The sequence below is a fragment of the Actinomyces bowdenii genome (assembly GCF_017592395.1).
Classification (GTDB): Bacteria; Actinomycetota; Actinomycetes; order Actinomycetales; family Actinomycetaceae; genus Actinomyces; species Actinomyces bowdenii.
Genome location: NZ_JAGFOU010000027.1, coordinates 1 through 21,103, shown reverse-complemented (window position 1 = coordinate 21,103; position 21,103 = coordinate 1). Strand labels below are relative to the sequence as shown.

The 21,103-nt window shown below is 74.2% G+C and carries 20 protein-coding genes; 11 read left to right on the top strand and 9 right to left on the bottom strand.

Annotated features, from left to right (window positions below):
• Nucleotides 1-62 precede the first annotated feature (62 nt).
• Both J5X07_RS10985 and J5X07_RS10980 read right to left on the bottom strand, forming a co-directional pair.
• On the bottom strand, nt 63-1,646 hold the full coding sequence (locus J5X07_RS10985; RefSeq protein WP_208479833.1) for an ABC-2 family transporter permease: 1,584 nt from the start codon (nt 1,644-1,646) through the stop codon (nt 63-65).
• Complete coding sequence (locus J5X07_RS10980) at nt 1,643-2,437, bottom strand: ABC transporter ATP-binding protein (protein WP_208479832.1); 795 nt, start codon at nt 2,435-2,437, stop codon at nt 1,643-1,645. Before J5X07_RS10980 ends, J5X07_RS10985 begins: the two co-directional genes overlap by 4 nt.
• Nucleotides 2,438-2,651: 214 nt before the next feature.
• Here J5X07_RS10980 and J5X07_RS10975 point away from each other — a divergent pair, with 214 nt between their 5' ends.
• Nucleotides 2,652-3,386 (top strand): DUF6882 domain-containing protein, encoded by a 735-nt coding sequence (locus J5X07_RS10975; protein ID WP_208479831.1) that lies wholly within the window; start codon nt 2,652-2,654, stop codon nt 3,384-3,386.
• Here the strand turns inward: J5X07_RS10975 and J5X07_RS10970 are convergent.
• The 4 genes from J5X07_RS10970 to J5X07_RS10960 are packed head-to-tail and all read right to left on the bottom strand — an operon-like array spanning nt 3,376 to nt 6,770.
• Nucleotides 3,376-4,230, bottom strand: coding sequence for a response regulator transcription factor (locus J5X07_RS10970; protein WP_208479846.1), 855 nt, complete (start codon nt 4,228-4,230; stop codon nt 3,376-3,378). The genes J5X07_RS10975 and J5X07_RS10970 overlap by 11 nt on opposite strands.
• Nucleotides 4,223-5,038: a sensor histidine kinase gene (locus tag J5X07_RS13105; protein ID WP_243896768.1), complete on the bottom strand. Its 816-nt coding sequence runs from the start codon at nt 5,036-5,038 to the stop codon at nt 4,223-4,225. The genes J5X07_RS10970 and J5X07_RS13105 overlap by 8 nt, the downstream gene beginning before the upstream one ends.
• Nucleotides 5,005-5,550 (bottom strand): hypothetical protein, encoded by a 546-nt coding sequence (locus J5X07_RS13100; RefSeq protein ID WP_243896764.1) that lies wholly within the window; start codon nt 5,548-5,550, stop codon nt 5,005-5,007. The genes J5X07_RS13105 and J5X07_RS13100 overlap by 34 nt, the downstream gene beginning before the upstream one ends.
• Nucleotides 5,547-6,770 carry a DUF3866 family protein gene (locus J5X07_RS10960; RefSeq protein WP_208479830.1) on the bottom strand — a complete coding sequence of 408 codons (1,224 nt, stop codon included), beginning with the start codon at nt 6,768-6,770 and terminating at the stop codon, nt 5,547-5,549. The genes J5X07_RS13100 and J5X07_RS10960 overlap by 4 nt, the downstream gene beginning before the upstream one ends.
• 35 nt (nt 6,771-6,805) lie before the next feature.
• Between J5X07_RS10960 and J5X07_RS10955 the strand changes: the two genes are divergently transcribed.
• The 8 genes from J5X07_RS10955 to J5X07_RS10920 all read left to right on the top strand — a co-directional run bounded on the left by J5X07_RS10955 (nt 6,806) and on the right by J5X07_RS10920 (nt 16,879).
• Nucleotides 6,806-7,897: a helix-turn-helix transcriptional regulator gene (locus J5X07_RS10955; protein WP_341769457.1), complete on the top strand. Its 1,092-nt coding sequence runs from the start codon at nt 6,806-6,808 to the stop codon at nt 7,895-7,897.
• A gap of 1 nt (nt 7,898) precedes the next feature.
• Nucleotides 7,899-8,930 carry a helix-turn-helix transcriptional regulator gene (locus J5X07_RS10950; RefSeq protein WP_208479829.1) on the top strand — a complete coding sequence of 344 codons (1,032 nt, stop codon included), beginning with the start codon at nt 7,899-7,901 and terminating at the stop codon, nt 8,928-8,930.
• Between the two features lie 132 nt (nt 8,931-9,062).
• Nucleotides 9,063-9,323, top strand: coding sequence for a Sec-independent protein translocase subunit TatA (tatA, locus tag J5X07_RS10945; RefSeq protein ID WP_124934321.1), 261 nt, complete (start codon nt 9,063-9,065; stop codon nt 9,321-9,323).
• A 109-nt stretch (nt 9,324-9,432) separates the two neighbouring features.
• Nucleotides 9,433-10,284 carry a twin-arginine translocase subunit TatC gene (tatC, locus tag J5X07_RS10940; RefSeq protein WP_124934320.1) on the top strand — a complete coding sequence of 284 codons (852 nt, stop codon included), beginning with the start codon at nt 9,433-9,435 and terminating at the stop codon, nt 10,282-10,284.
• 77 nt (nt 10,285-10,361) lie between these two features.
• The gene (locus tag J5X07_RS10935) at nt 10,362-11,357 is read left to right on the top strand and encodes a diacylglycerol/lipid kinase family protein (RefSeq protein ID WP_208479828.1); all 996 of its coding nucleotides are present in this window, start codon (nt 10,362-10,364) and stop codon (nt 11,355-11,357) included.
• Between the two features lie 9 nt (nt 11,358-11,366).
• Nucleotides 11,367-14,315: a DEAD/DEAH box helicase gene (locus tag J5X07_RS10930; RefSeq protein ID WP_208479827.1), complete on the top strand. Its 2,949-nt coding sequence runs from the start codon at nt 11,367-11,369 to the stop codon at nt 14,313-14,315.
• Nucleotides 14,316-14,367: 52 nt separating this feature from the next.
• Complete coding sequence (lnt, locus tag J5X07_RS10925; protein ID WP_208479826.1) at nt 14,368-16,029, top strand: apolipoprotein N-acyltransferase; 1,662 nt, start codon at nt 14,368-14,370, stop codon at nt 16,027-16,029.
• Between the two features lie 49 nt (nt 16,030-16,078).
• Nucleotides 16,079-16,879 carry a polyprenol monophosphomannose synthase gene (locus J5X07_RS10920; protein WP_208479825.1) on the top strand — a complete coding sequence of 267 codons (801 nt, stop codon included), beginning with the start codon at nt 16,079-16,081 and terminating at the stop codon, nt 16,877-16,879.
• Nucleotides 16,880-17,238: 359 nt separating this feature from the next.
• Here J5X07_RS10920 and J5X07_RS10915 read toward each other — a convergent pair whose 3' ends face one another.
• On the bottom strand, nt 17,239-17,595 hold the full coding sequence (locus tag J5X07_RS10915; RefSeq protein WP_208479824.1) for an RNA polymerase-binding protein RbpA: 357 nt from the start codon (nt 17,593-17,595) through the stop codon (nt 17,239-17,241).
• A 201-nt stretch (nt 17,596-17,796) separates the two neighbouring features.
• Here J5X07_RS10915 and J5X07_RS10910 point away from each other — a divergent pair, with 201 nt between their 5' ends.
• A complete protein-coding gene (locus J5X07_RS10910) occupies nt 17,797-18,918 on the top strand; it encodes a 6-phosphofructokinase (protein WP_124934314.1) in 1,122 nt (373 codons plus the stop codon).
• A gap of 34 nt (nt 18,919-18,952) precedes the next feature.
• Nucleotides 18,953-19,426, top strand: coding sequence for an ASCH domain-containing protein (locus J5X07_RS10905; protein ID WP_208479823.1), 474 nt, complete (start codon nt 18,953-18,955; stop codon nt 19,424-19,426).
• A 27-nt stretch (nt 19,427-19,453) separates the two neighbouring features.
• Here J5X07_RS10905 and J5X07_RS10900 read toward each other — a convergent pair whose 3' ends face one another.
• Together J5X07_RS10900 and J5X07_RS10895 are read right to left on the bottom strand one after the other, a co-directional pair.
• The gene (locus J5X07_RS10900) at nt 19,454-20,080 is read right to left on the bottom strand and encodes an HAD family hydrolase (protein ID WP_208479822.1); all 627 of its coding nucleotides are present in this window, start codon (nt 20,078-20,080) and stop codon (nt 19,454-19,456) included.
• Between the two features lie 82 nt (nt 20,081-20,162).
• A complete protein-coding gene (locus tag J5X07_RS10895) occupies nt 20,163-20,672 on the bottom strand; it encodes a GNAT family N-acetyltransferase (RefSeq protein WP_208479821.1) in 510 nt (169 codons plus the stop codon).
• Between the last annotated feature and the right edge of the window lie 431 nt (nt 20,673-21,103).

Below are 21,103 nucleotides of genomic sequence, written 5' to 3'. Positions count from 1 at the left end.
GACCGGCCCGCACCCGCCCATCGGCGCCACCAGGTGACCGGGCGACCGGGGGCGGCTCGGGCTCAGGCGCCCTCCCGCACCGCGACGTGCCGCGCCCCGGAGGCGGCCACCGCCAGGGCCCCGCAGCCGATGATCGCGCTGAGGGCGACGACGGCCGCCCAGGTGCCGGGAATGGCACCGGCCACCCGCATCCACGCCCAGGGGGAGACCGCCCACAGGCCGCTGCCGGCCAGGACGTCATTGCCGCCGATGATCAGGCCGCTGAGCAGCAGGATCGCATTGACCACGATGGAGGCCACGGGCCGGGCGCGCATGGCCACCGCCAGGCTCAGGGCCACCATCATGAAGGAGACCGCGGGCATGACCGCCAGGGCGCGCAGGCCCCCGGCGCTCGCCTCGACGCCGCCGGCCAGCAGCGGCCCGCCGGCCTGGGCCGCCATCCAGGCGCACAGCAGCACCGGCACCAGCAGGGCGCCGCCCAGGCCCATGAGGGAGGCGAGGAGGGGCAGGGGGCCGCGGCGCACGATGAGGATGCGCCAGGGCGCCTGCACGGATGCCCACAGGGTCATCCCCACCACGGCCGAGGAGATCGGCAGCCCCACCAGCGCCAGTAGTCCCAGGGCGGCCTGGGGGGAGTAGGCGGTGCGCGCCACCAGGATGATGAGGGCCTGCAGGGCGCCCAGTGCCAGCCACAGCCTCCACGGCAGCGCCGCACCCAGGGCCCGCAGGACTGAGCGGGCCCCCGCCGGCACCCCCACCGCCCGGGTCGGGGCCGCTGTGGGGGCCGGGGCAGCGGCGGGAGCGGGACGGCGCCGGAGCGGTCCACCGGGGACGGTCGAGGTGCGCACGGGCCTGCCGCCCAGTGCCACCGCGAGGATCCCGCCCACGGCTGCCAGCGCCGTCGAGCCCAGGAGCCCGGGCAGGACCGGGTAGTGCCAGACCGGGGAGCCGGGCTCCAGGATGACGCTGCTGCCGTGGACCCCCAGCAGGGGCAGCACGGGTCGGGCCGACCAGGTCCAGGGCAGCATCCACCAGTCGGCCCGCTCGGCCTGCACGGCCCCGGTGAAGGACCACGCGAGGCCCAGGACGGGGGCCGCGCCGACCGCGCTGGCCCCGATGAGGCGGTAGGCGACCATGCCCCAGGCGCTGGCACCGGAGACGACGATCCACATGACCAGGGCAAAGGAGAGGTAGCGCTGCCAGGGCCCCCAGCCGTTGCCCGCGATGAGGGCGTCAAGCACCACGGGGGCCACGAGAGCCGCCTGGCAGGCCAGGGCCGAGGCGCTGAGCACCGCCAGGCGGGCGGCCAGGACGCGGCGGGGGCTCACGGCCCGCCAGGCGGTCCCGCCCTGGCGCCAGCGGTCCTCCCGCCACTGGGCCATCACCCCGGCCAGCAGGCCCAGGGGGATGGCGAATCCCACCGGGTAGAGGTGCATCCAGGGCAGGGCGTTGCCGTTCCAGGTCGTGTCCTCCACCACGCCCCGGCTGAGGGTCGCATGGGCCAGCACGAGGGTGTGCAGGGCGAAGACGGCCGTGGCCGCGATGACGCCCCAGGTGAAGGTCCGCCGTGAGCGCAGCGCCTCGGCGCGCAGCAGGCCGGGCATGCCCACCTGGCAGGCTGCGGGGGCAGGGGTCGTGGCGCTCATGGGGCCACCGCCGTGCTCCCGGCGCCGACGGCCGCCAGGAAGGCGGCCTCCAGTGCCTGGGGGTCGTGGGTGCCGGCGAAGGACTCCAGGGGCCCCTCGTAGACCAGCGAACCTGAGGCCAGCACGCCCAGGTCATCGCACATCTGGGCGATCTCCCCGAGCTGGTGGCTGGAGACCACCAGGGTGCGGCCCTGGGCCGCCAGGGTGCGCATGAGGTCGCGCAGCTCGACGATGCCGCGGGGATCCAGCCCGTTCTGGGGCTCGTCGAGAATGAGCACCTGGGGGTCGGTCAGCAGCGCCATGGCCAGGGACAGGCGCACCTTCATCCCGGTGGAGAAGGCACCGGCCCGCTTGCGCCCCGCCCCCTGGAGCCCCACGCGCTCCAGGAGCGGGTCGATGACCGCGGGGGAGACGCCGGTCAGGCGGCAGTGGACCAGCAGGTTGCGGTGGGCGCTGAGCTGGGGGAAGAGGGCGGGGCCGTTGATGGCGGCCCCCACCCGGCGCAGGCTCCGGCGGGTCAGGGGCGAGCCCTGGATCTCCACGGCTCCGGCGTCGGGGCGAAGCAGGCCCAGGGCGATGTTGAAGGCGGTGGACTTGCCGGCGCCGTTGAGGCCCAGCAGGCCGTAGACCCGCCCGGGACGGGCGGTCAGGGTCAGCCCGTCGAGGACCTGCTGACGGCCGAAGGACTTGCTGACCCCGATCAGCCGGAGCCCGGGTGGTGGGAGCGCAGCGGGGTCGCAGGGCCGGCGCGGGGGCGCCGTGCGCAGTGGGGTGCTCGGTGCGTGTGCCATGCCATCGATGCTCCCGCTGCGCGGGCGCCGGCGGATCCCCACCAGGGATACGATCGCCTGCCGCGCCCCCCCTGGGCCCCTCCTCCTGAAGGAGGAGGGGCCCAGGGGGGCATGCCGGTCCTCGTGACGGGGAGGGGCACAGGGCTGCTCAAGGGGCAGACCTGCCCCGCCAGCCTCGTAACCCCGCTGTGATCTATTTGCTAGCGTGTGCGCCGTGATCCCTCAGCTTCGTCGAGTCGGCCAGCGCGCGGCCATCTACGCCCTCGTTCGCCAGGAGATGCTCGCCGAGGTCCTGGAGCAGCGACTGGGGGAGTACGACTGGAGCGTGGACCTGCGCGCCCGGCGCTTCGTGTTCAGCTCCGAGCGCGGCAGGATCACCGCCACCGGTCAGGTCCTCGCCTCCATCGCGCTCAACCCGGCCTCCCTGCTGTGGGGCTTCGCCGCGCCCTTCGCCCCCTACGTGGGGCAGAACTCGGCGGCCTCCCGCATCTCGATCTTCGGCGCCCGCCATGGCCTGGAGGTCTTCCAGCGCGAGGAGGTCGGCTACGAGGTCGAGCCGGGGGAGAACCAGGTCGAGCTCGTCACCACCCTGTCCCACGATGTGGGGATGGCCGCCACGGAGATCTTCGGCCCCAGGATCCTGTACTACTCGGGGGCCACGGGCACCGCGGGCTCCCGGCAGGTCTTCCTCCTGGAGGACCTCTCCGTGCCGCTGCCCGACCTGACCCTCAACCGGCTCTTCCCCTCCCTGACCCGCTACGTCATGGCGGTCGATGACATCGACTGGTCCCTGCACGGACTGGTCCACCTCATGCCGGGCTGGTCCCTGAGCCGGGAGGATATCGGGGCCACCACCGGCTACCGCATCGCCAACACCACGGGGCAGTCCTACACCCTGTCGGTGACCCGCGGCGAGCAGGGCGAGATCGCCAACGTCTTCATGTCCTGACCGCTCCGGGGCCCTCATCGCCGCGCGGGCCGGGCAGGGGCACCAGGCCGGTGGCGAAGGCGTGGATGACCAGCTCGACCCGGTTGGCGCACCCCGTCTTGCCCAGGACCGCCTTGACATGGGTCTTGATGGTGGACTCGGCCAGGTAGAGCCTCCGGGCGATCTCGGCATTGGCCAGCCCCTGGCACACCAGGGCCAGGACCGCCTCCTCGCGGCGGGTCAGGGGCTCGTGCAGGCCACCGCCGCCGGCACCGGGGACGGGGTCGACGACGCCGCCCGCCGCCCCGTCGTCGTCGGCCGGTCCCGCCGTCCCGCCCGCAGCGGCCCGCCCGCCCGGTGGCTCCTGCGCCTCCAGATGGGCCAGGACCGTGCCCGTGACCGCCGGATCCAACCAGGCCCCGCCCCGGGCGACCACCCGGATCGCCTGGAGCAGGACCTGGGGGGAGGCGTCCTTGAGCAGGAAGCCGTTGGCACCCGCGCGCAGGGAGGACAGCACCAGCTGCTCGTCGTCGAAAGTCGTCAGCACCAGGATGGGCAGGCCGGCGGTGGCCGGGCGGCCGCGCAGCGCGGCAATGGCGCTGACGCCGTCCATGATCGGCATCCGCAGGTCCATGAGCACCACCGGGCTCGGGGCCGGTCCAGGCGCCTGCCCGGCCGCGGCGGTGAGCCGCTCCACCGCCTCCCGCCCGTTGGCGGCGGTCAGGACGACCTCCATGTCCTGCTGGGCGGCGATGAGCGCGCTGAAGGCGGAGACGAGCAGCTGCTGGTCATCGACCACCGCCACGGCGATGGGCCCGCCCCCGGGCCCAGCCGTCGTATCAGTCGTCTCAGCCGTCTCATTCATCTCGGCCATGTCGGGAGCCTCCCGCCTCCGGGTCGGTGCCGGCCGCCTCGGCCGCGGGCTGGTTGACGGGGAAGGAGGCCGCCAGGCGGAAGCCCGCCGCGCCGTCGAGGTCGACCGCTGAGGCCTCCAGGGCGCCCCCGACCAGCCGCAGCCGCTCCTGGAGCCCGATGAGGCCGCTGCCCGCGGGCGCGCCGGGGCGCCCCTGCTGGGACTGGCGCGGCGCGGCATTGACGACCTCCAGGCGGCAGCGGCCCTCATCCAGGCCCAGGCGCACCAGGATGGGGCTCCCGCCGTGCTTGAGGGCATTGGTCATCGCCTCGCCCACCAGCCGCACGAGGGTCAGGCGCTGCATCATCGACCACTGCTCGTTCCAGGCCTCCAGCACCTGCGGCTCGGGCAGCCGCGCGCTCACCCGCCGCCCGGCGCTGCGGGCGCTGCCCACGAGGTCGGGCACGGTGAGCAGGTCGGCCAGGGGAGCGGAGTCCTGGGCCTGGGAGCGCAGGGCCCGCACCAGCTCGCGCACCGAGTCCAGGGAGGTGCTGGCCGTGCTCCGCACGGATTCCAGGGCGCCTCGCATCTGCTCGCCGCCTCCCAGGGCCAGGCCGGTGGAGGCCTGGACGGTGACCGCGGTGAGGCTGTGGCCCACCAGGTCGTGCAGCTCGCGGGCGATGCCCAGGCGCTCTGCGGCGGTGGCGGCCAGCGCCGCGGCCCGCAGCTCCTGGGCGTGGGACTCGGCCGAGCGCCGCCGTGCCGAGGCGTGCAGGTAGGTCAGGATCACCGCACCGACGAAGACCAGGGAGATGAGCATGAGGGGCACCAGCGCCCGGCCCGGGGCCGCGGCCTGGAACCTGCTGGCCATGATGGTGGCGGGGTTGACCACCGCGCCGGCCAGGGCCAGCAGGAGGGCGGGGTGCCCCACCTGCGGTCGGGCTCCCAGCGGGTGACGGCGTGCAGGCTGGTCACCGCGGTGATGATGATCGGGTCCAGCCCCAGGTTGACCGGGGAGAGCAGCACGAGCAGCGCGTAGACGGCCAGCATGCTGTAGGTGGCGATGAGCGCCGCGCGCAGCAGCCGCAGGCGCAGGAACTGCAGGAGGGCCAGGACCAGGCTCACCCCCAGGTTGAGCACGTAGACCGGGTAGGGGCCGTAGTCCAGGATGAAGTCGAGGTTCAGGGAGGCCACCACCAGGCAGAGCGCGCCCCAGCCGATGTCCACCGCGGCCAGGCCGCCCCTGGTGGCTCCCGGTGGGACGGTGCGGCAGTGCCGGCGCCAGTCGTAGGGCCGGGCACCGGGAGCCGCTGCCTGCGGGACGGCGGTCATGGCCGCCCGGCCCCGGGCCCGCAGGCCTCCAGCAGGCCGCGGGCGTGGCGCCCCGCGGCGGCAGCGGCCAGGAAGGCGGCCGCATCCTCCTCCAGGCCCCGGCCCATGGTGGACATCCGCATCCCGGTGGTCTCCTGGGCCGCCCGCAGCGCCTCCATGAGGCCGGCCGTGGGCACGGGCACCAGCCGGTGCCCGCCGGCCCCGGGCCGTGGGGCGCACAGGGCCCGGGCCTGCTCACCGACCTGCTCGCCCAGGGCGCCGTCGAGCTGGGGGACGGCGATATCCGCCGCGGCCAGCGCCACCCGCCCGTAGGCGGTCATCGAGTGGTGGGACACGCCCCGGTGGCGCCGGCGCGCATCGGCCTGGGAGATGCGCAGGCAGGCCACCGCCCGGCCCCCCAGGGCGGCGACGGCATTGACCGCCTCCCCGCAGGCCACCCCGGAGAAGCCCCACGGGGTGTCGGTGCCCAGGTTCCCCGGGCCCTGGATGACCACGGCCACCTGAGCGCCCAGGATGTGGCGGGCGGCGAGCAGCGCGTTGTGCACGGTGACGGCCTCGACCTCCCCGCCCCAGGCCTGCCCGGCGCTGATGGTCCCGGCGAGCCAGCCGGCCTGCCGCAGCCCGGCCACGGTGCGGGAGTAGGCAAGCGGCAGGGCGCCGCCGTCGGTCATGATGTAGACGGCCCGGGGCGCCTGCGGGGATGCGGGGCAGGGCGGGGCCGAGCCCTTAGGGCCCGGGCATCCCGGATCGGCGCGCAGGCCCGCCAGGATCGCGGGCAGGGAGGAGTGCAGGTCGGCGACCACGACCGGCATGCCCTCCAGGCCCAGGGCGCCGATGGGCGCGCTGAGCACGGGGTGGTGGTCCGTGCCCTGCTCATCGACGCCGGTGACCATCACCTGGTCGGGCATGTAGCGGGCCTTGACCAGGTGCCCCTCCCGGGGGGCATCCGGGGGCAGGACGTCCAGGCGGGCCGCCACCATGGCGTGACCGCCGGTGCCCAGGCCCCGGTCCAGGGCGGAGACCTCCAGGCGCAGGCGCTCCCCGGCCCGGGGCAGCCCGGTGATGGCCTCGTAGGCCACCGCCCGGATGCGCTCGCCCGGCCCCGGCCCGCGGGCCTGCCGGGGCGCGCCGGTGATCTCCACCTCCAGCTCCGCGCAGGCCTGCCCCGGCCGCCCCCATGACCGTCGCAGGCCGATCACCACGCCGTCGCGCCACATCATGCCCACCAGCCTAGCGAGCCCCTACGCTGGGGGCCGTGAGCGAGCAGTCCCGCAGCGCCGAGGAGCGCCTGGTCAGTCTCCTGCTGACACTGCGGAGCACCCGTCGGGGGATGAGCGCCGAGGAGCTGCTCGGCGCCGTGCCCGGATACGCGGCGGACAACGCGGAGTCGGCCCGCCGCAAGTTCGAGCGGGACAAGGAGACGCTGCGCGAGCTGGGCATCGTGCTGACCACCCTGGGCGAGCAGGACGAGCCCCGCTACCGCATCAGCGAGGAGGACTACGTCCTTCCCGAACTGCGCCTGGACGCCTCCCAGGCCGCCGCCCTGGATCTGGCCGCCTCGGCCTGGCGCCACGGCAGCCTGCCGGCCACCGCCCGGCGGGCCCTCATCAAGCTGCGGGCCGTGGCCGAGGAGCCCCCGGGCCCCGCTGATGGCTCGAGGGCGGAGCAGCCGGGCCGGGCCCCGAGCCCGCCCGCGCCGCTGGGGGTGAGGGAGCTGTCGGCGGACCTGTCCGGCGAGCAGATCCCCGAGGCGCTCATCGCCGCGGTCGATGAGCGCCGCCTCATCTCCTTCCGCTATCTCTCAGCGCACTCGGGCACCAGCAGCGTGCGCACCGTCGAGCCCCACCACCTGCGCATGAGCCAGGGGGCCTGGTACCTCGACGCCGTCGAGACGGCCACCGGCCAGGAGCGCACCTTCAACCTGGCCCGCCTCAGCGGGCCCATCGCGGTGCAGGGCCCTCCCGGCGCCTTCGTCCGAGGGCCGCGCAGGGCGCCGTCGTCCCAGCGCGCCCTCCTGGCGGTCCTGCCGGGCCGGGCCCTGGGCCTCAGGCTCGTGGGGCGGCAGGTCGACGCCGGCACCGCAGTGGCCGGCATCGATGCCCCGCCCCTGAGCGCCCCGGAGGGGCGCGACCTCATCGCGGTGGACTACGAGGAGTGCCTGTCCTTCGCGGGGACCCTGGCCTCCATGGGCGAGGCGGTCCTGGTCCTGGCCCCCGCGCAGCTGCGCAGCAGCGTCGTGGACCACCTGCGCGCGGCGGCGGCGCTGGAGGCGGCACCGCCCGGCGCACCGGAGGGCGCCGGTGACGGTGATGGGCGTGCTGAGACCGACGGAACCAGGGGGGCCTGAGATGCCGCGCCGACCCGCCTCCGAGCGACTGGCCCGCCTGCTGGCCCTGCCCGCCTGGGTGGCCGAGCACCCCGGGGCCGGCATCGAGCGCGCCGCCGCCCACTTCGGCGTCACCCCCGCGCAGATCGAGGCCGATGTCAACACCCTGTGGGTCTCGGGGCTTCCCGGCGGCCTGCCCGGCGAGCTCGTCGACTTCGACGCCACCGAGTTCGAGGCCGGCCGCCTGAGCCTGTCCGAGCCCCTGGGCCTGGACCGGCCCGTGCGCCTGTCCCGCCAGGAGGCGCTCTCCCTGGTCATGGCCCTGCGCGTCCTGCGCTCCGTGCTGGCCGAGGACGAGGACTCCCTGCGCGCCCTGGGCGGGGCCGAGGCGGCGCTGAGCCGCCTGCTGGCCCACGGGCCCGACGAGGCGCTCGATCCCGGCGACGCCCCGGCCCGGGCCGGCTCCTCCCACCTGGCCCAGGTGCTGGCCGCTGTGCGCCGGGCCCTGCGCGAGCGCCGTCGGCTCGAGATCACCTACGTCTCGGCCACGGACACCGCCTCCCAGCGGCAGGTCGACCCCATGGGGCTGCGCAGCGACGGCGCCCACCTGTCCCTGCTCGGGTGGTGCCTGAGCGCCGGCGCGCAGCGCACCTTCCGCCTCGACCGCATTCTGGCGGCCACCGTCCTGCCCACCCGGGCACGGGCCCACCGCGCCCCCGGGCGCGCCAGGGGCGGGGCGCCGGCCGCGCCCCCGGAGGGTCCCACGGCCGTTGTCACACTGCGGCCCTCGGGCCGGTGGCTGGTCGAGCAGGTCCCCTGCCTGAGCGTCGAGGAGCAGGACGATGGGCGCCTGCGGGCCACGGTCCAGGGGCGCGACGAGGACTGGCTGGTCTCCCTGGTGCTCTCGGCCGGCAGCCATCTCATCGCCGTCGAGCCCGCCTCCCTGGCGCAGCGGGCGGGCGGTGCCGCGCGCCGCGCGCTGGCCGCCTACGACGCCGACGGCCTTGACGACGGCGGGAGGGGCGCAGGGGCACCGCCCGCGGGCGGAGTATGATACTGCGCGCCTCCTCCGCCCGGGGCGGATACCCGCAGGGGCGGGTCGGGGCATGGCGCGCTGAGCGCTAGACTCATCGTGTTCACTCATCGTGTTCACTCATCGTGCACCCACCGGAAGTAGGAATTCACCATGGGAGCTTTCAAGCCCTGGCACTGGATCGTGCTCATCGTCGTCGTGGTCCTGGTCTTCGGAGCAGGCCGGCTCCCCGACATCGCCAAGAGCCTGGGCCAGTCGATGAAGGTCTTCAAGAAGGAGGTCAAGGAGCTGCGCGAGGACGACGACCAGCCTCCCGCCCAGATCCAGCAGCCCCAGGAGGGCACCTACTACACCCAGCCCACCCAGCAGGGCCAGGCCGCCCCCAGCAGCTCGGAGCACCCCTCCCAGCACTGAGCCCGCGGCCCGGCCCGGGCGGCCCCAGCCGTGGGAGGCCGGCGCGGCCGCCCCGGGCGGCGCGCGGCCCTCAGCCCTGCACCCACCAACGCCACGAAGGAGAAGCGCGGTGCCCAAGCTCCCCAAGATCTCCGCGTCCCGCCGCAAGGACAATCCCGAGGCGAGGATGTCCATCGGGGACCACCTGCGCGAGCTGCGCAACCGCGTCATCATCTCGGCCATCGGGGTGATCGTCGGGTCGGTGGTGGGCTACATCATCTACGACTGGGCCTTCGCCGTGGTCACCTACCCCATCACCGAGGCGATCGAGGACGGGGCGAGGCTGACCCTGAACTTCAGCACGGTGCTGGGCTCCTTCGACCTGAAGATCCGCATCTCCCTGTGGCTGGGCGTCATCCTGTCCTCACCGCTGTGGATGTACCAGTTCTGGGCCTATGTGGGGCCGGGCATGACGGCCAGGGAGAAGCGCTACACCTGGGCCTACGGCGTGGTGGGCCTGCTGCTGTTCCTGTGCGGCGTCGGCCTGGGCATCCTCATCCTGCCTCACGCGGTCACGATCCTCACCGGATTCATCCCCCAGGTGGAGGTGACCTCCGGCTTCATCGACGCCAGCCCCTACCTGTCCTTCGTCATGAGGATCATCCTGGTCTTCGGCCTGGCCTTCCTGCTGCCGGAGGTCATGGTGGCCCTCAACCACCTGGGCCTGGTCAAGGGCACGACCCTGCTCAAGGGCTGGCGCTGGGCCGTGGTCATCATCTTCGCCTTCATGGCGGTGGCCAACCCCCTGCCCGACCCCTGGTCGATGATCTTCATGGCCCTGCCCATCACCGGCCTGTACTTCCTGGCCTGCTACATCGCCATCAGCCACGACAAGCGCGTGGCCAGGAAGCGGGCGGCGCTGGACGCCGAGCTCGACGCGGCCCTGGCCGCCCCCGACTCCAAGCGGCTCACTGCGGACTGAGCGGCCCCCGCCGCGCCGATTCCCGCCACGAGCAAGAGCCCGCTGAGACCGCTGCCGCAGCCGCCCCGCCTCCCACCATGCGCATCGCCCTGCTGTCCAATCCCTCCTCGGGGAGGGGCCGTCACGCCCGGGCCGACGACGAGGCCCGCCTGCGCCTCATGCGCGCCGGTCATGAGGTCCTCCATGTGCGCACCGGCTCCTACGAGCAGGCGCGCAGCGCGGGATCGGCCCTGGTGGCCCAGGAGGCCGACGCCCTGGTGGTCGTGGGAGGCGATGGCATGGTCCACCTGGGCCTGGAGGTGGTGGCGGGCACCGAGGTGCCCCTGGGGATCGTGGCCACCGGAACCGGCAACGACATCGCCCGCCACTTCGGCCTGCCCAGCCGGGATGTGGCGGAGTGCACCCGGATCATCGACGCCGCCCTGAGCGGGCGCGCCGTCGACGGCCGGGTCCTGGCCGTGGACGCCATCCGCGCCACCCGCCCCGACGGCGCAGCGGTGGCCGGTGAGCACCGGTGGTCCCTGGCGGTGGTCTCCGCCGGCTTCGACGCCGCGGTCAACGCCCGGGCGAACCTCATGACCTGGCCCGCGGGGGAGGGGCGCTACCTGCGCGCGATCCTGGCCGAGCTCAGTGCCCTGGCCCCCTACGGCTATCGGATCACCACCGATGCGGGCACCTGGGAGGGGCCCGCGCTGCTGGCGGCCGTGGCCAACACCCGCTACTTCGGCGGAGGGCTGATCCTGGCGCCCCATGCCGATGCCGGCGACGGGATGCTGGAGGTGCTGCGCCTGGAGCCCGTGGGCCGGGCCCGGCTCCTGGGCCTGCTGCGCCGGCTCCTGTCGGGCACCCACCTGGAATCGCCCCACGTCCACCTCGAGCGCAGCGCGAGCGTGACCATCGAGGCCCTCGATGAGCGCACCGGCCGTGACCATGGGCTGCGGCCCCCGCCCCACCCCTACGCCGACGGCGAGCCCCTGGCGCCCCTGCCGCTGCGCCTGGAGGCGGTACCGCGGGCGGTGCGCCTCCTGGCGCCCGCGCCGGGCCCCGGCGACGGTGCGGGCGCGGGAACGTAGGGTGTGCCCATGAGCTCACCCGCCCAGCGCTATGCCGAGGCCCGTCGTCGTCAGGCGGCTGGCCGCGGTGAGGCGGCGCGCTTCGCCGAGGGCTACGACTTCCCCCTGGACGACTTCCAGATCCAGGGCTGCGCCGCGCTGGAGCGGGGCGAGAACGTCCTGGTGGCCGCGCCCACGGGGGCGGGCAAGACCGTGGTGGGGGAGTTCGCCGTCCACCTGGGGCTGGCCCGGGGCCTGAAGACCTTCTACACCACCCCCATCAAGGCGCTGTCCAACCAGAAGTACCTCGACCTGGCGGCCCGCCACGGGCAGGAGCGGGTGGGACTGCTCACCGGTGACGCCTCGGTCAACCCCCACGCCGAGGTGGTGGTGATGACCACCGAGGTGCTGCGCAACATGCTCTACTCCGGATCACGGGACCTGGAGGACCTGGGCTACGTGGTCATGGACGAGGTCCACTACCTGGCCGACCGCTTCCGCGGCCCGGTGTGGGAGGAGGTCATCATCCACCTGGCGCCACAGGTGCGGGTGGTCTCCCTGTCGGCCACGGTCTCCAACGCCGAGGAGTTCGGCGACTGGCTGGGACAGGTGCGGGGCGCCACCGCCGTGGTGGTCAGCGAGCACCGGCCCGTGCCCCTGACCCAGCACATGATGGTGGGAAGGCGCCTGCTGCCGCTCTACTCCCTGCCCGGTCACCGCCCCGCCCAGGAGGAGGCGCCCAGCACCCGGGCCCATGACGGTGCCGGGGAGGGAGGCGGCGGGGCGCCGGGCCCGGAGGGCTCCGGCCAGCCGCCCATCAACCCCCGGCTGGTCCAGGCCATCCGCAGCGCCCGGCGGGCCGCCGCCTCGCAGTCCTCCTCCCACCCGGGGCACGGGGACTCCCCGCACTGGCGGCGCCGGGGCCGGGCGGTGCGGGCCCCGCGCCGCGGCGAGGGCGGGGCCCGCACCGCCCGGCTGAAGCCGCCCTCGCGGCCCGCGGTCATCTCCGCCCTGGAGGCGGCCGGGCTGCTGCCAGCCATCATCTTCATCTTCTCCCGGGCGGGCTGCGAGCAGGCCGTGGCCCAGGCGGTCAGTGCGGGAGTGGACCTGACCACGCCTGCGCAGGCGGCCGCCATCCGCGCCGTCGTCGAGCAGCGCACGGCCGACATCCCCCGGGAGGACCTGGGGGTCCTGGGCTTCCACTCCTGGGCCCACGCGCTGGAGCGGGGCGTGGCCGCCCATCACGCCGGGCTGCTGCCGGTGTTCAAGGAGACGGTGGAGGAGCTCTTCAGCGCCGGCCTCATCAAGGTCGTCTACGCCACCGAGACCCTGGCCCTGGGGATCAACATGCCGGCGCGCACCGTGGTCCTGGAGTCGCTGCGCAAGTGGAACGGCTCGGCGCACGTGACCCTCAGCCCGGGGGAGTACACCCAGCTCACGGGCCGTGCGGGCCGGCGCGGCATCGACATCGAGGGGCACGCCGTGGTCCTGGCCGCCGACGACGTCGAGCCCTCGACCGTCTCCGCCCTGGCCTCACGGCGCACCTACCCCCTGGTCTCCGCCTTCCGCCCCACCTACAACATGGCGGTCAACCTCCTGTCGCGCACCTCGCGGGCCCGGGCCCGCGAGGTCCTGGAGTCCTCCTTCGCCCAGTTCCAGGCCGACCGGGGAGTGGTGGAGCTGGCGGCCCAGGCGCGCAGGAAGCGCCGCTCCCTGGCCTCCCTAGAGGAGGCGATGGCCTGCGACCTGGGGGACTTCCGCGAGTACGCGGCCCTGCGCCAGGAGATCGGCGAGGTCGAGGCGGACCTGTCGCGGGCCAGGTCGGCCTCGCGGCGCCGGGAGGCGGGGCGGGCCATGAGCGGCCTGGAGCGCGGCGACGTCGTCATCCACCGCCGGGGCCGGCGCCTGCGGCACGCCGTGGTCCTGGAGGTGGCCGCCGACCGCACCGGCACCCCCGCCCTGACCGTGCTGGGGGAGGACGGTCGCGTGGTGACCCTGACGCCGGACACCTCGCCCGACGGGGTCACCCGGGTGGGGCACCTGCGCGTGGCCCCGAGCCTGGACCTCCACCGGCCCAGGGACCGCGACCGCCTCGTGGGGCGCCTGGTGGAGGCCCTGCGCAGCGGCGCCCTGTCCGATGCCCGCCGCAGCCGCACCCCGTCAGGGCGCGCCCAGGACGAGCTCGCCGCCATTGAGCGCCTCGAGCAGCTGCGCGCGGACATGCGCGCCCACCCCTGCCACGGCTGCCCGCAGCGCGAGGAGCACGCCCGCGTAGGACGCAAGTGGTCCCGGGCCCTGGCGGCCTCCCAGCGGCTCCAGCGGCGCGTGGAGGCCCGCACCGGCACCATCGCGCGGCTCTTCGACGCCGTGTGCCGGGTCCTCCTGGAACTGGGGTACCTCGAGGCGGCCGACCCGCGCAGGCCCGATGGCGGGCTGCGGGTCACCGCCGCCGGCCGGGTCCTGGCCCGCATCTACGCCGAGCGCGACCTGCTCATCGCCGAGTGCCTGCGCACCGGGGCCTGGCGGGGCCTGGACTCCGGCGAGCTGGCCGGGGCCCTGAGCGCCTGCGTCTACGAGCCGCGCCTGACCAGCCAGTCTCTGGGGCTGCCGGTGGCGCCCGGATCGCAGTTGGGCCGCAGCCTGCGCGAGACCCTGGCGGTCTCCCGGCGCATCAACGAGCTGGAGGCACTGGCCCGCCTGGAGGCCTCCCCGGGTGCCGAGCCGGCCCTGGCCGGGGCGGTGCGGGCCTGGTGCCGGGGCGCGGACCTGGCCGAGGTCCTCCAGGCCACCGAGCTGAGCGCCGGGGACTTCGTGCGCTGGTGCCGCCAGCTGCTCGACGTCGTCGGCCAGCTCGCCGCCCTGACCCCCTCCCGGGGCGCCGATGAGCGCACCGGGAGGGACATCGCGGCCCTGTCGCTGCAGGCCGCCGAGGCCTGCCAGGACCTCGACCGGGGCGTCGTGGCGTGGTCGGGGCTGTGAGCGCCGCAGGCACGGGCCCCGGCGCCTGTGAGGAGAGGGGAGCGGAACAGCCATGAGAGCTCTGAGGATTGCCAGCGCCTGCCGCCCGGCTCTGCTCGCCGTGATCTGGGGACTGGTGACCTACGCGGCCTTCCCACCCATGGGCCTGTGGTGGGCGGGCCTCATCGGGGTCGGCGGCCTCATGCTGCTCACGCGCGGGGCCGGGCTGCGCACCGGGCTCGGGCTCGGCGCGCTCTACGGCGCGGGCCTGCTGGCCCCCCTGCTCCACTTCACCGCCGTGGCCATGGGCAACCCCATCGGCTGGGCGGCACTCACCGTCTTCCAGAGCCTCTACCTCGCCCTCCTGGGCGGGGCCTGGGCGCTGGTCAGCCGCCTGCCCGCCCTCACCGGCGCTCCCGCGCCCGGCGCCCGGCGCCCCGGGCGCCGGGCGGCGCGCCGGTGGCTGCCTCCCGCGGCGGCGCGCATCGGGGCCTTCGCGATCCTGTGGGCGGGCATCGAGGAGCTGCGCTCCTCCTGGCCCCTGGGCGGATTCCCCTTCGGGCGCCTGGCCTTCGCCATGGCCGATGCCCCCATGCTCCCGGTGGCCGCCTATGGAGGATCCCTGGCGCTGAGCCTGGTGGCGGCCCTCATCGCCGCGTGCCTGGCCGAGGCCGTCGCGGCCCTCCTGCCAGCGGTCCTCCGCCTCGGCCCGCGCCCGGCGCGCGCAGGGACGATAGGGACTCGCCGTCCTTCCGTCGCGGCCCTGGCCGCCGGGGCCGCAGCGGCGCTCATGATGGCGCCCGCCGCCCTGCCCCTGGCCACCGGCGCCCAGGAGGGGACCATCCGCGTGGGCGCCGTCCAGGGCAATGTCGCCAAGGATTTCGAGGACGCCTTCAACCGCGCCCTGGAGGTCACCGGCAACCACGCCACCGCCACCGAGCAGCTGGCCGCCGACGTCGGCCCGGGCACGCTGGACATGGTCATCTGGCCGGAGAATGCCGCCGACCTCGACCCGCGCTCGCATGCCTCGACCGCCGCCCTGCTCGATCGCTCCGCCCGGGCGGTCGGCGCCCCGGTGCTCGTGGGCGCGGTGCCCGTCGAGGGCCGGGTCCGCTACAACGACATGCTCCTGTGGAGCCCCCAGGAGGGCCCGGGCGCCTACTACCGCAAGCACCGGCCCGTGCCCTTCGCCGAGTACATCCCCGCGCGCAGCCTCGTGCGCCGCCTGACCAGCCAGGTCGACCGCATCAGTGTCGACATGGCCGCGGGCACCGGCCCTTCCGCGCTCACCGTGCCCGCGGCCACCCAGGGCCGCCAGGTGCCCCTGGCCATGGGCATCTGCTTCGAGGTCGCCTACGACGACTCCCTGCGCGAGGGGGTGCTCCAGGGCGGGCGGGCCATCGTCATCCCCACCAACAACGCCTCCTTCCTCGACTCCGGCGAGGCCGCCCAGCAGCTGGCCCAGGGCAGGGTTCAGGCCGTCGTCCACGGGCGCAGCCTGGTCCAGGTCTCCACCGTGGGCTACACCGCGATCATCGCCCCCGACGGCAGCGTCGAGCAGGTCACCCGGCCCTACACCCAGGCCTCCCTAGTGGCCGACGTCGCCCTGCGCACCTCCCTGACCCCCGCCGACCGGCTGGGCGCCTGGCCCGGAGCCGCGGCTGAGTCGCTCGCCGCGATCCTGGCCCTGGCGGGTATCGTGAACGCGGTGAGGACGGCGCGCCGTCGTCCCTGACCCGCCCACCGGCAACAGGCCGCGACCACTGAGGACTCGGAGAGAACACGTGCTGGCACTCGTCGTCATTCCCACCTACAACGAGATCGAGACCCTGCCCACCGCCCTGGACCAGGTGCGCCAGCACGCCCCCCAGGCGCACATCCTCGTCGTCGACGACGGCTCGCCCGACGGCACCGGGGACTACGCCGACACCCGGGCGGCCCAGGACGAGCACATCCACGTCCTGCACCGCGCCGAGAAGAACGGCCTGGGGCCGGCCTACCTGGCGGGCTTCTCCTGGGCGCTGGCGGGCGGCTACGAGCTCATCATCGAGATGGATGCCGATGGCTCCCACCGCGCCGAGGACCTGGCACTGCTCATCCAGCGCGCCGAGATGGCCGACGAGCCCGACCTGGTCATCGGCTCGCGCTGGGTCTCGGGCGGGGCCACCGAGGGCTGGGACGCCAGGCGCGTGGCCCTGTCCCGTGCCGGCAACCTCTACATCAACGCCATGCTGGGGATGCGCGTCAAGGACGCCACCGCGGGCTTCCGCGTCTACCGGGCCTCGATCCTGCGGCGCATGGACCTGGGCGGGGTCGAGGCCCTGGGCTACGGGTTCCAGGTCAACATGACCATGCTCGTCGAGGAGGCCGGGGGGCGGATCGTGGAGATGCCCATCGTGTTCAAGGAGCGCGAGGCCGGCCAGTCCAAGCTCTCCGGGGGCATCTTCACCGAGGAGCTGCGCCTGGTGACCCGCTGGGGCCTGCGCAAGCGGGGCGGCCAGGCCCTGGAGCTGTCCCGGCAGGCGGCCGACCGCCTCCAGCAGGCCTGGGGCTCCCGCGGGGGCCGGGGCGGCCAGGGCCGCTAGTCGTCCTTCCCTGTCAGGGGAGGCCGCGACCGGGGCGGGTGGGGTCCTGGCGCTCTTCCTGGTTCGGGGTGGCCCGGGGCACGGGCCGGGGTCCTGGCCCGGATTGTTGGGCGTCGCTTCGCGAAAAGCGCGTCACTTCGCGACGTGGACGACACCTAGAAGGTGCGTCCATTCCGCTAAGTGACGCCTCTGTCGCGAAGTGACGCCCCATCGAGCCCGGCCCACCGCCGCCCTGGCCCTCCCACCAGCACCCACCCTCCCCGTTGACAGCCTCCCAGGCAGGCCCAACGAGCGAGTGCGCCGGCGGCCCAGCACTGTGCTGGGCCGCCGGCGCAAGTACAAGGAGGCGAGGCAGGCGCCTACATCCGCTCGCGGTAGATCTCCCCGCTGCGCAGCATCTCCAGGCGCTCGTTGAGCAGCTCCTTGAGCTCATCGACACCCCGGCGCTCCAGGAGCATGTCCCAGTGGGTGCGGGGCGCCTTCTTGGGCTCCTCATCCTCGGAGTCCTCCTCCTCGCCGCGGCGGGCGGCGATCTGCCCGCACTCGGGGCACTCCCAGGTGGAGGGGACCTCCGCCTCGGTGGACATGGGGATGGTGATGACGTGGGCGAGCGGGCACTCGTAGGTGATCATCATCCGCTCGGCGAACTCCACGCCCTCCTCGGACTCCATCGACTTCGCGCCGATGGTCATGCCTCGCAGTGCGCGGTCTGCCATGATGCTGCCTTCCTCGTGGCTCGTGTCTCGCCGGTAGCCCTCCCCTCGGGGCGCCACCGGGAGGGTCAACAGGGGCGGGCCGGGAATTGTTCCCGTGATGCCGGGGAGCCGCCGGGCGGCCCCGGCCCGCGATCATACAGCCCTGGGTCCGGCTCCGCCCAGATGGCGCGTCCGCCCGATAACGGCGGCATACTTGGCCCCATGGCTAAGCGCATCGGAATCCTGACGGCGGGCGGGGACGCTCCTGGGCTCAACGCGGCGATCCGCGGCTTCGGCAAGGCGGCGATCCAGCAGCACGGCTGGCAGCTCATCGGCTTCCGCGACGGCATGCGGGGCCTGGCGGAGAACCGCTTCACCGAGCTGGACGCCTCGGCGCTCTCGGGGATCCTCACCACCGGGGGCACCATGCTGGGCACCAGCCGGGACAAGGTCCACCGCATGGTGGTCGACGGCGAGGTGCGCGACATGGTGCCCACCATCGTGGAGAACTACGAGAAGGACCGGCTCGACGCCCTGGTGTGCCTGGGCGGCGGGGGCACGGCCAAGAACGCCAGGCGGCTCATGGATGCGGGGCTGAGCGTCATCCACCTGCCCAAGACCATCGACAACGACATCGTCCACACCGACTCCTCCTTCGGCTTCGCCACCGCGCTGGAGATCGCCACCGAGGCGGTGGACCGCCTCCACTCCACGGCGCACTCCCACCACCGCATCATCCTGGCCGAGATCATGGGCCACCGCGCCGGGTGGCTGGCCCTGGGGGCGGGGATCGCCGGGGGAGCCGACGTCATCCTGCTGCCCGAGATCCCCTACGACGTCGACGCCATCGCCCAGAGGATCGAGCGCCGCCGCTCCCACGGCTCGACCTTCTCGGTGGTCGCCGTGGCCGAGGGCGCGCTCAGCGGCCCGGACCGCCAGGAGATCGACCACGCCGAGGCCCTGGTCAAGGACGCCTCCACCCCGCAGGCCAAGGCGGCCGCCAAGCGCGGCGTCAAGCGCCTGGAGGCCTCCCACCGGGCCAACACCTTCACCCTGGCCGAGCAGCTCGAGGAGCGCACGGGCCTGGAGGCGCGCGTGACGATCCTGGGCTACGTCCAGCGCGGCGGCACCCCCAATGCGGCCGATCGGCTCCTGGGCACGCGGCTGGGCGTGGCCGGGGCCGAGGCGATCGCCGAGGGCAGGCACGGGGTCATGGTGGCCGACCGCGGGCACGGCACCGAGCTGGTGCCGCTCAAGCAGGTGGCGGGCAAGGTCAAGTACGTGCCGGAGGACCACGAGTGGATCCGCGCCGCCAGGGCCGTGGGCACCGCCCTGGGCGACTGACCGGCCGGCGCCGGCCCTCGGTCAGGAGCCGCCGATGAGCGCCCGGCTCCCTGTGGCGGAGTACGGCTTTCCCGGCCCGCTGCGCGACCGCCTGGTGGCCGCGATCCTGGCCGGGCGCAAGCGCACGACGACGGCGCTGCTGGCGGAGTTCGAGGCGGGCGGGCAGGCGCTGCCCGCCCCTGGTGATCGGGAGCTCGTCGTCGATTCCGAGGGCGGGCCCGTGTGCGTCACTGAGGTCACCGGTGTTCAGCTCCTCCCCCTGGGGGAGGTGGGCCTGGAGCACGCCGTCGGCGAGGGGGAGGGGTATGAGTCCGTGGCGCAGTGGCGCGCCGGCCATGAGCGCTTCTGGCGCGATGCCGAGTACGCCGCATGGTTCCGCTCCCTGGGAGCGCCGCCTCCTGCTCTTGATGGGAGCACGATCGTGGTGTGCGTGCGATTCGAGGTCGTGGCCCGGGTGCCACCGGGCCACGGGCCGCGCTCGGCCTTCAGCGGGGGAAGCCGGGGATAGCAGAGGCGGATGCGCGGCCCTCCCCGATCAGAACAGGGGGATGAGGTCCCGCAGGCTGGCGACCACCAGGGTGCCGTCGGCGGCGCCCTCGAGGGTGAGGATCGTGCCGGGGCTGACCAGCAGGGCCGGGGCCATGACCGCCCGGAAGGCGGCGACGGCGTCGATGGGGCGGTCCCCGACGCACAGGACCTCGGCGGGATCCAGACCGTGGCGCTGGGCCAGCAGGAGGTTCATGGCGGGGGAGGGCTTGCGCTCGACGCCGTCGGGGGCGCAGACCATGTCATCGGGGTCCAGGCCGTGGATGGTCACGAGCATGGTGGCGCTCTCGCGGTCGCGGTGGGTGGCCACGAGGTTGAGCCCGCCGCGCTCCCACACCCGTGCCATGAGCTCGCGCGCGCCGTCCATCACCGGTGCGGGCCGGGTGCGCCACTGGGCCTTGAGGTCCTCGTGGGCCTGCTCGAGCGCTGCCCGTGGGACGCCGCGCAGGGTGGAGAGCTCCTCGATGGCGTGGGCGATCGAGATGCGCGTCAGGGCGCTGGTCTGGCGCAGGTGGGCAGGGGCGAGGTCGCCGTAGGCCGCCCGGCACAGCGCCCGGACCACGCCGGGGTAGGTGTCGATGAGGGTGCCGCCCATATCCCAGATGATGTGCCTCATATCACCATTATCCCCAGTGCGCCGGGGTTCGTCAGGCCCCTCGATGGGGACCGTTCAGAGGCTGGGCTCTCTGCGGGGCGGCTCAGATGAGCGGACGGCTCAGGAGGGACAGGTCGAGGATCCGCCCGAGCTTCTCGCCGGCCTGCGGGATCGTCCCGATGAGGGTGAAGCCGTGGCGCTTGTGCAGGTGGATCGAGACGGTGTTGCCCGCCTCGATGGCTGCGATCATGGTCCGGTCGCCGGCGGTGCGCGAGGCGTCGATGAGCGCGGCCAGGAGCCTGCCGCCCACGCCCCGGCCCTGGGCGGTGGGGGTGAGGTAGATGGAGTCCTCCACGGTGCGGGCGTAGCCCTCGTAGTCGCGCCATGGCGAGGCCACCGCGAAGCCGACGATCCCGCCGCTGTCCTGGCTGCCGGCCTCGGCGACCGCCACCAGGGCCGTGCCGCGCTCCACCATGGGGGCGAGCCAGGCGCGGGCCTGATCGGGGGAGTGCTCCCGCCCGGTCCACAGGGCCAGGGACTCGCGCGCGGCGGTGTTGCGGATGGCCCGGATCCCGGGGGAGTCGGCCATGGTGGCGGCCCGGATGGTGATCATGGTGCCAGTATCCCGCCGATCGCCCCGAGTGAGCGGCCCCAGGGCGGGCTCATGGCGAGTCCCGCCGAAGGTGGTCGGCACCTGTCACGAACGGCCGGGCATGGCTGACGCCAACCGCCTGTCGGCCGCCAGCATTGATAGTGGACACCTATCTGGTGACGCTGAGATCACGATCGATGGCGGCAGTAGCGTAGGAAATCTTGATGATCGGACCCACTCACACCTGAAAGAGATGGCGGCGAGAGTCCTCGCCAGGCACCGAGTCATCGGACGCCCCATTTCCATCGCAGACGCGCAGATTGCTGGCTCTTCGCATTTGAGGGTGTGGTAGGCAAGATTTATTGGTGTGTTTGGGGTGGGGCTGGGTGGGTGCGTCGTTGCTTGGGTGGGGGTCGAGGTCCCCCGATGATGGGAGCTGCTACACACGCCAC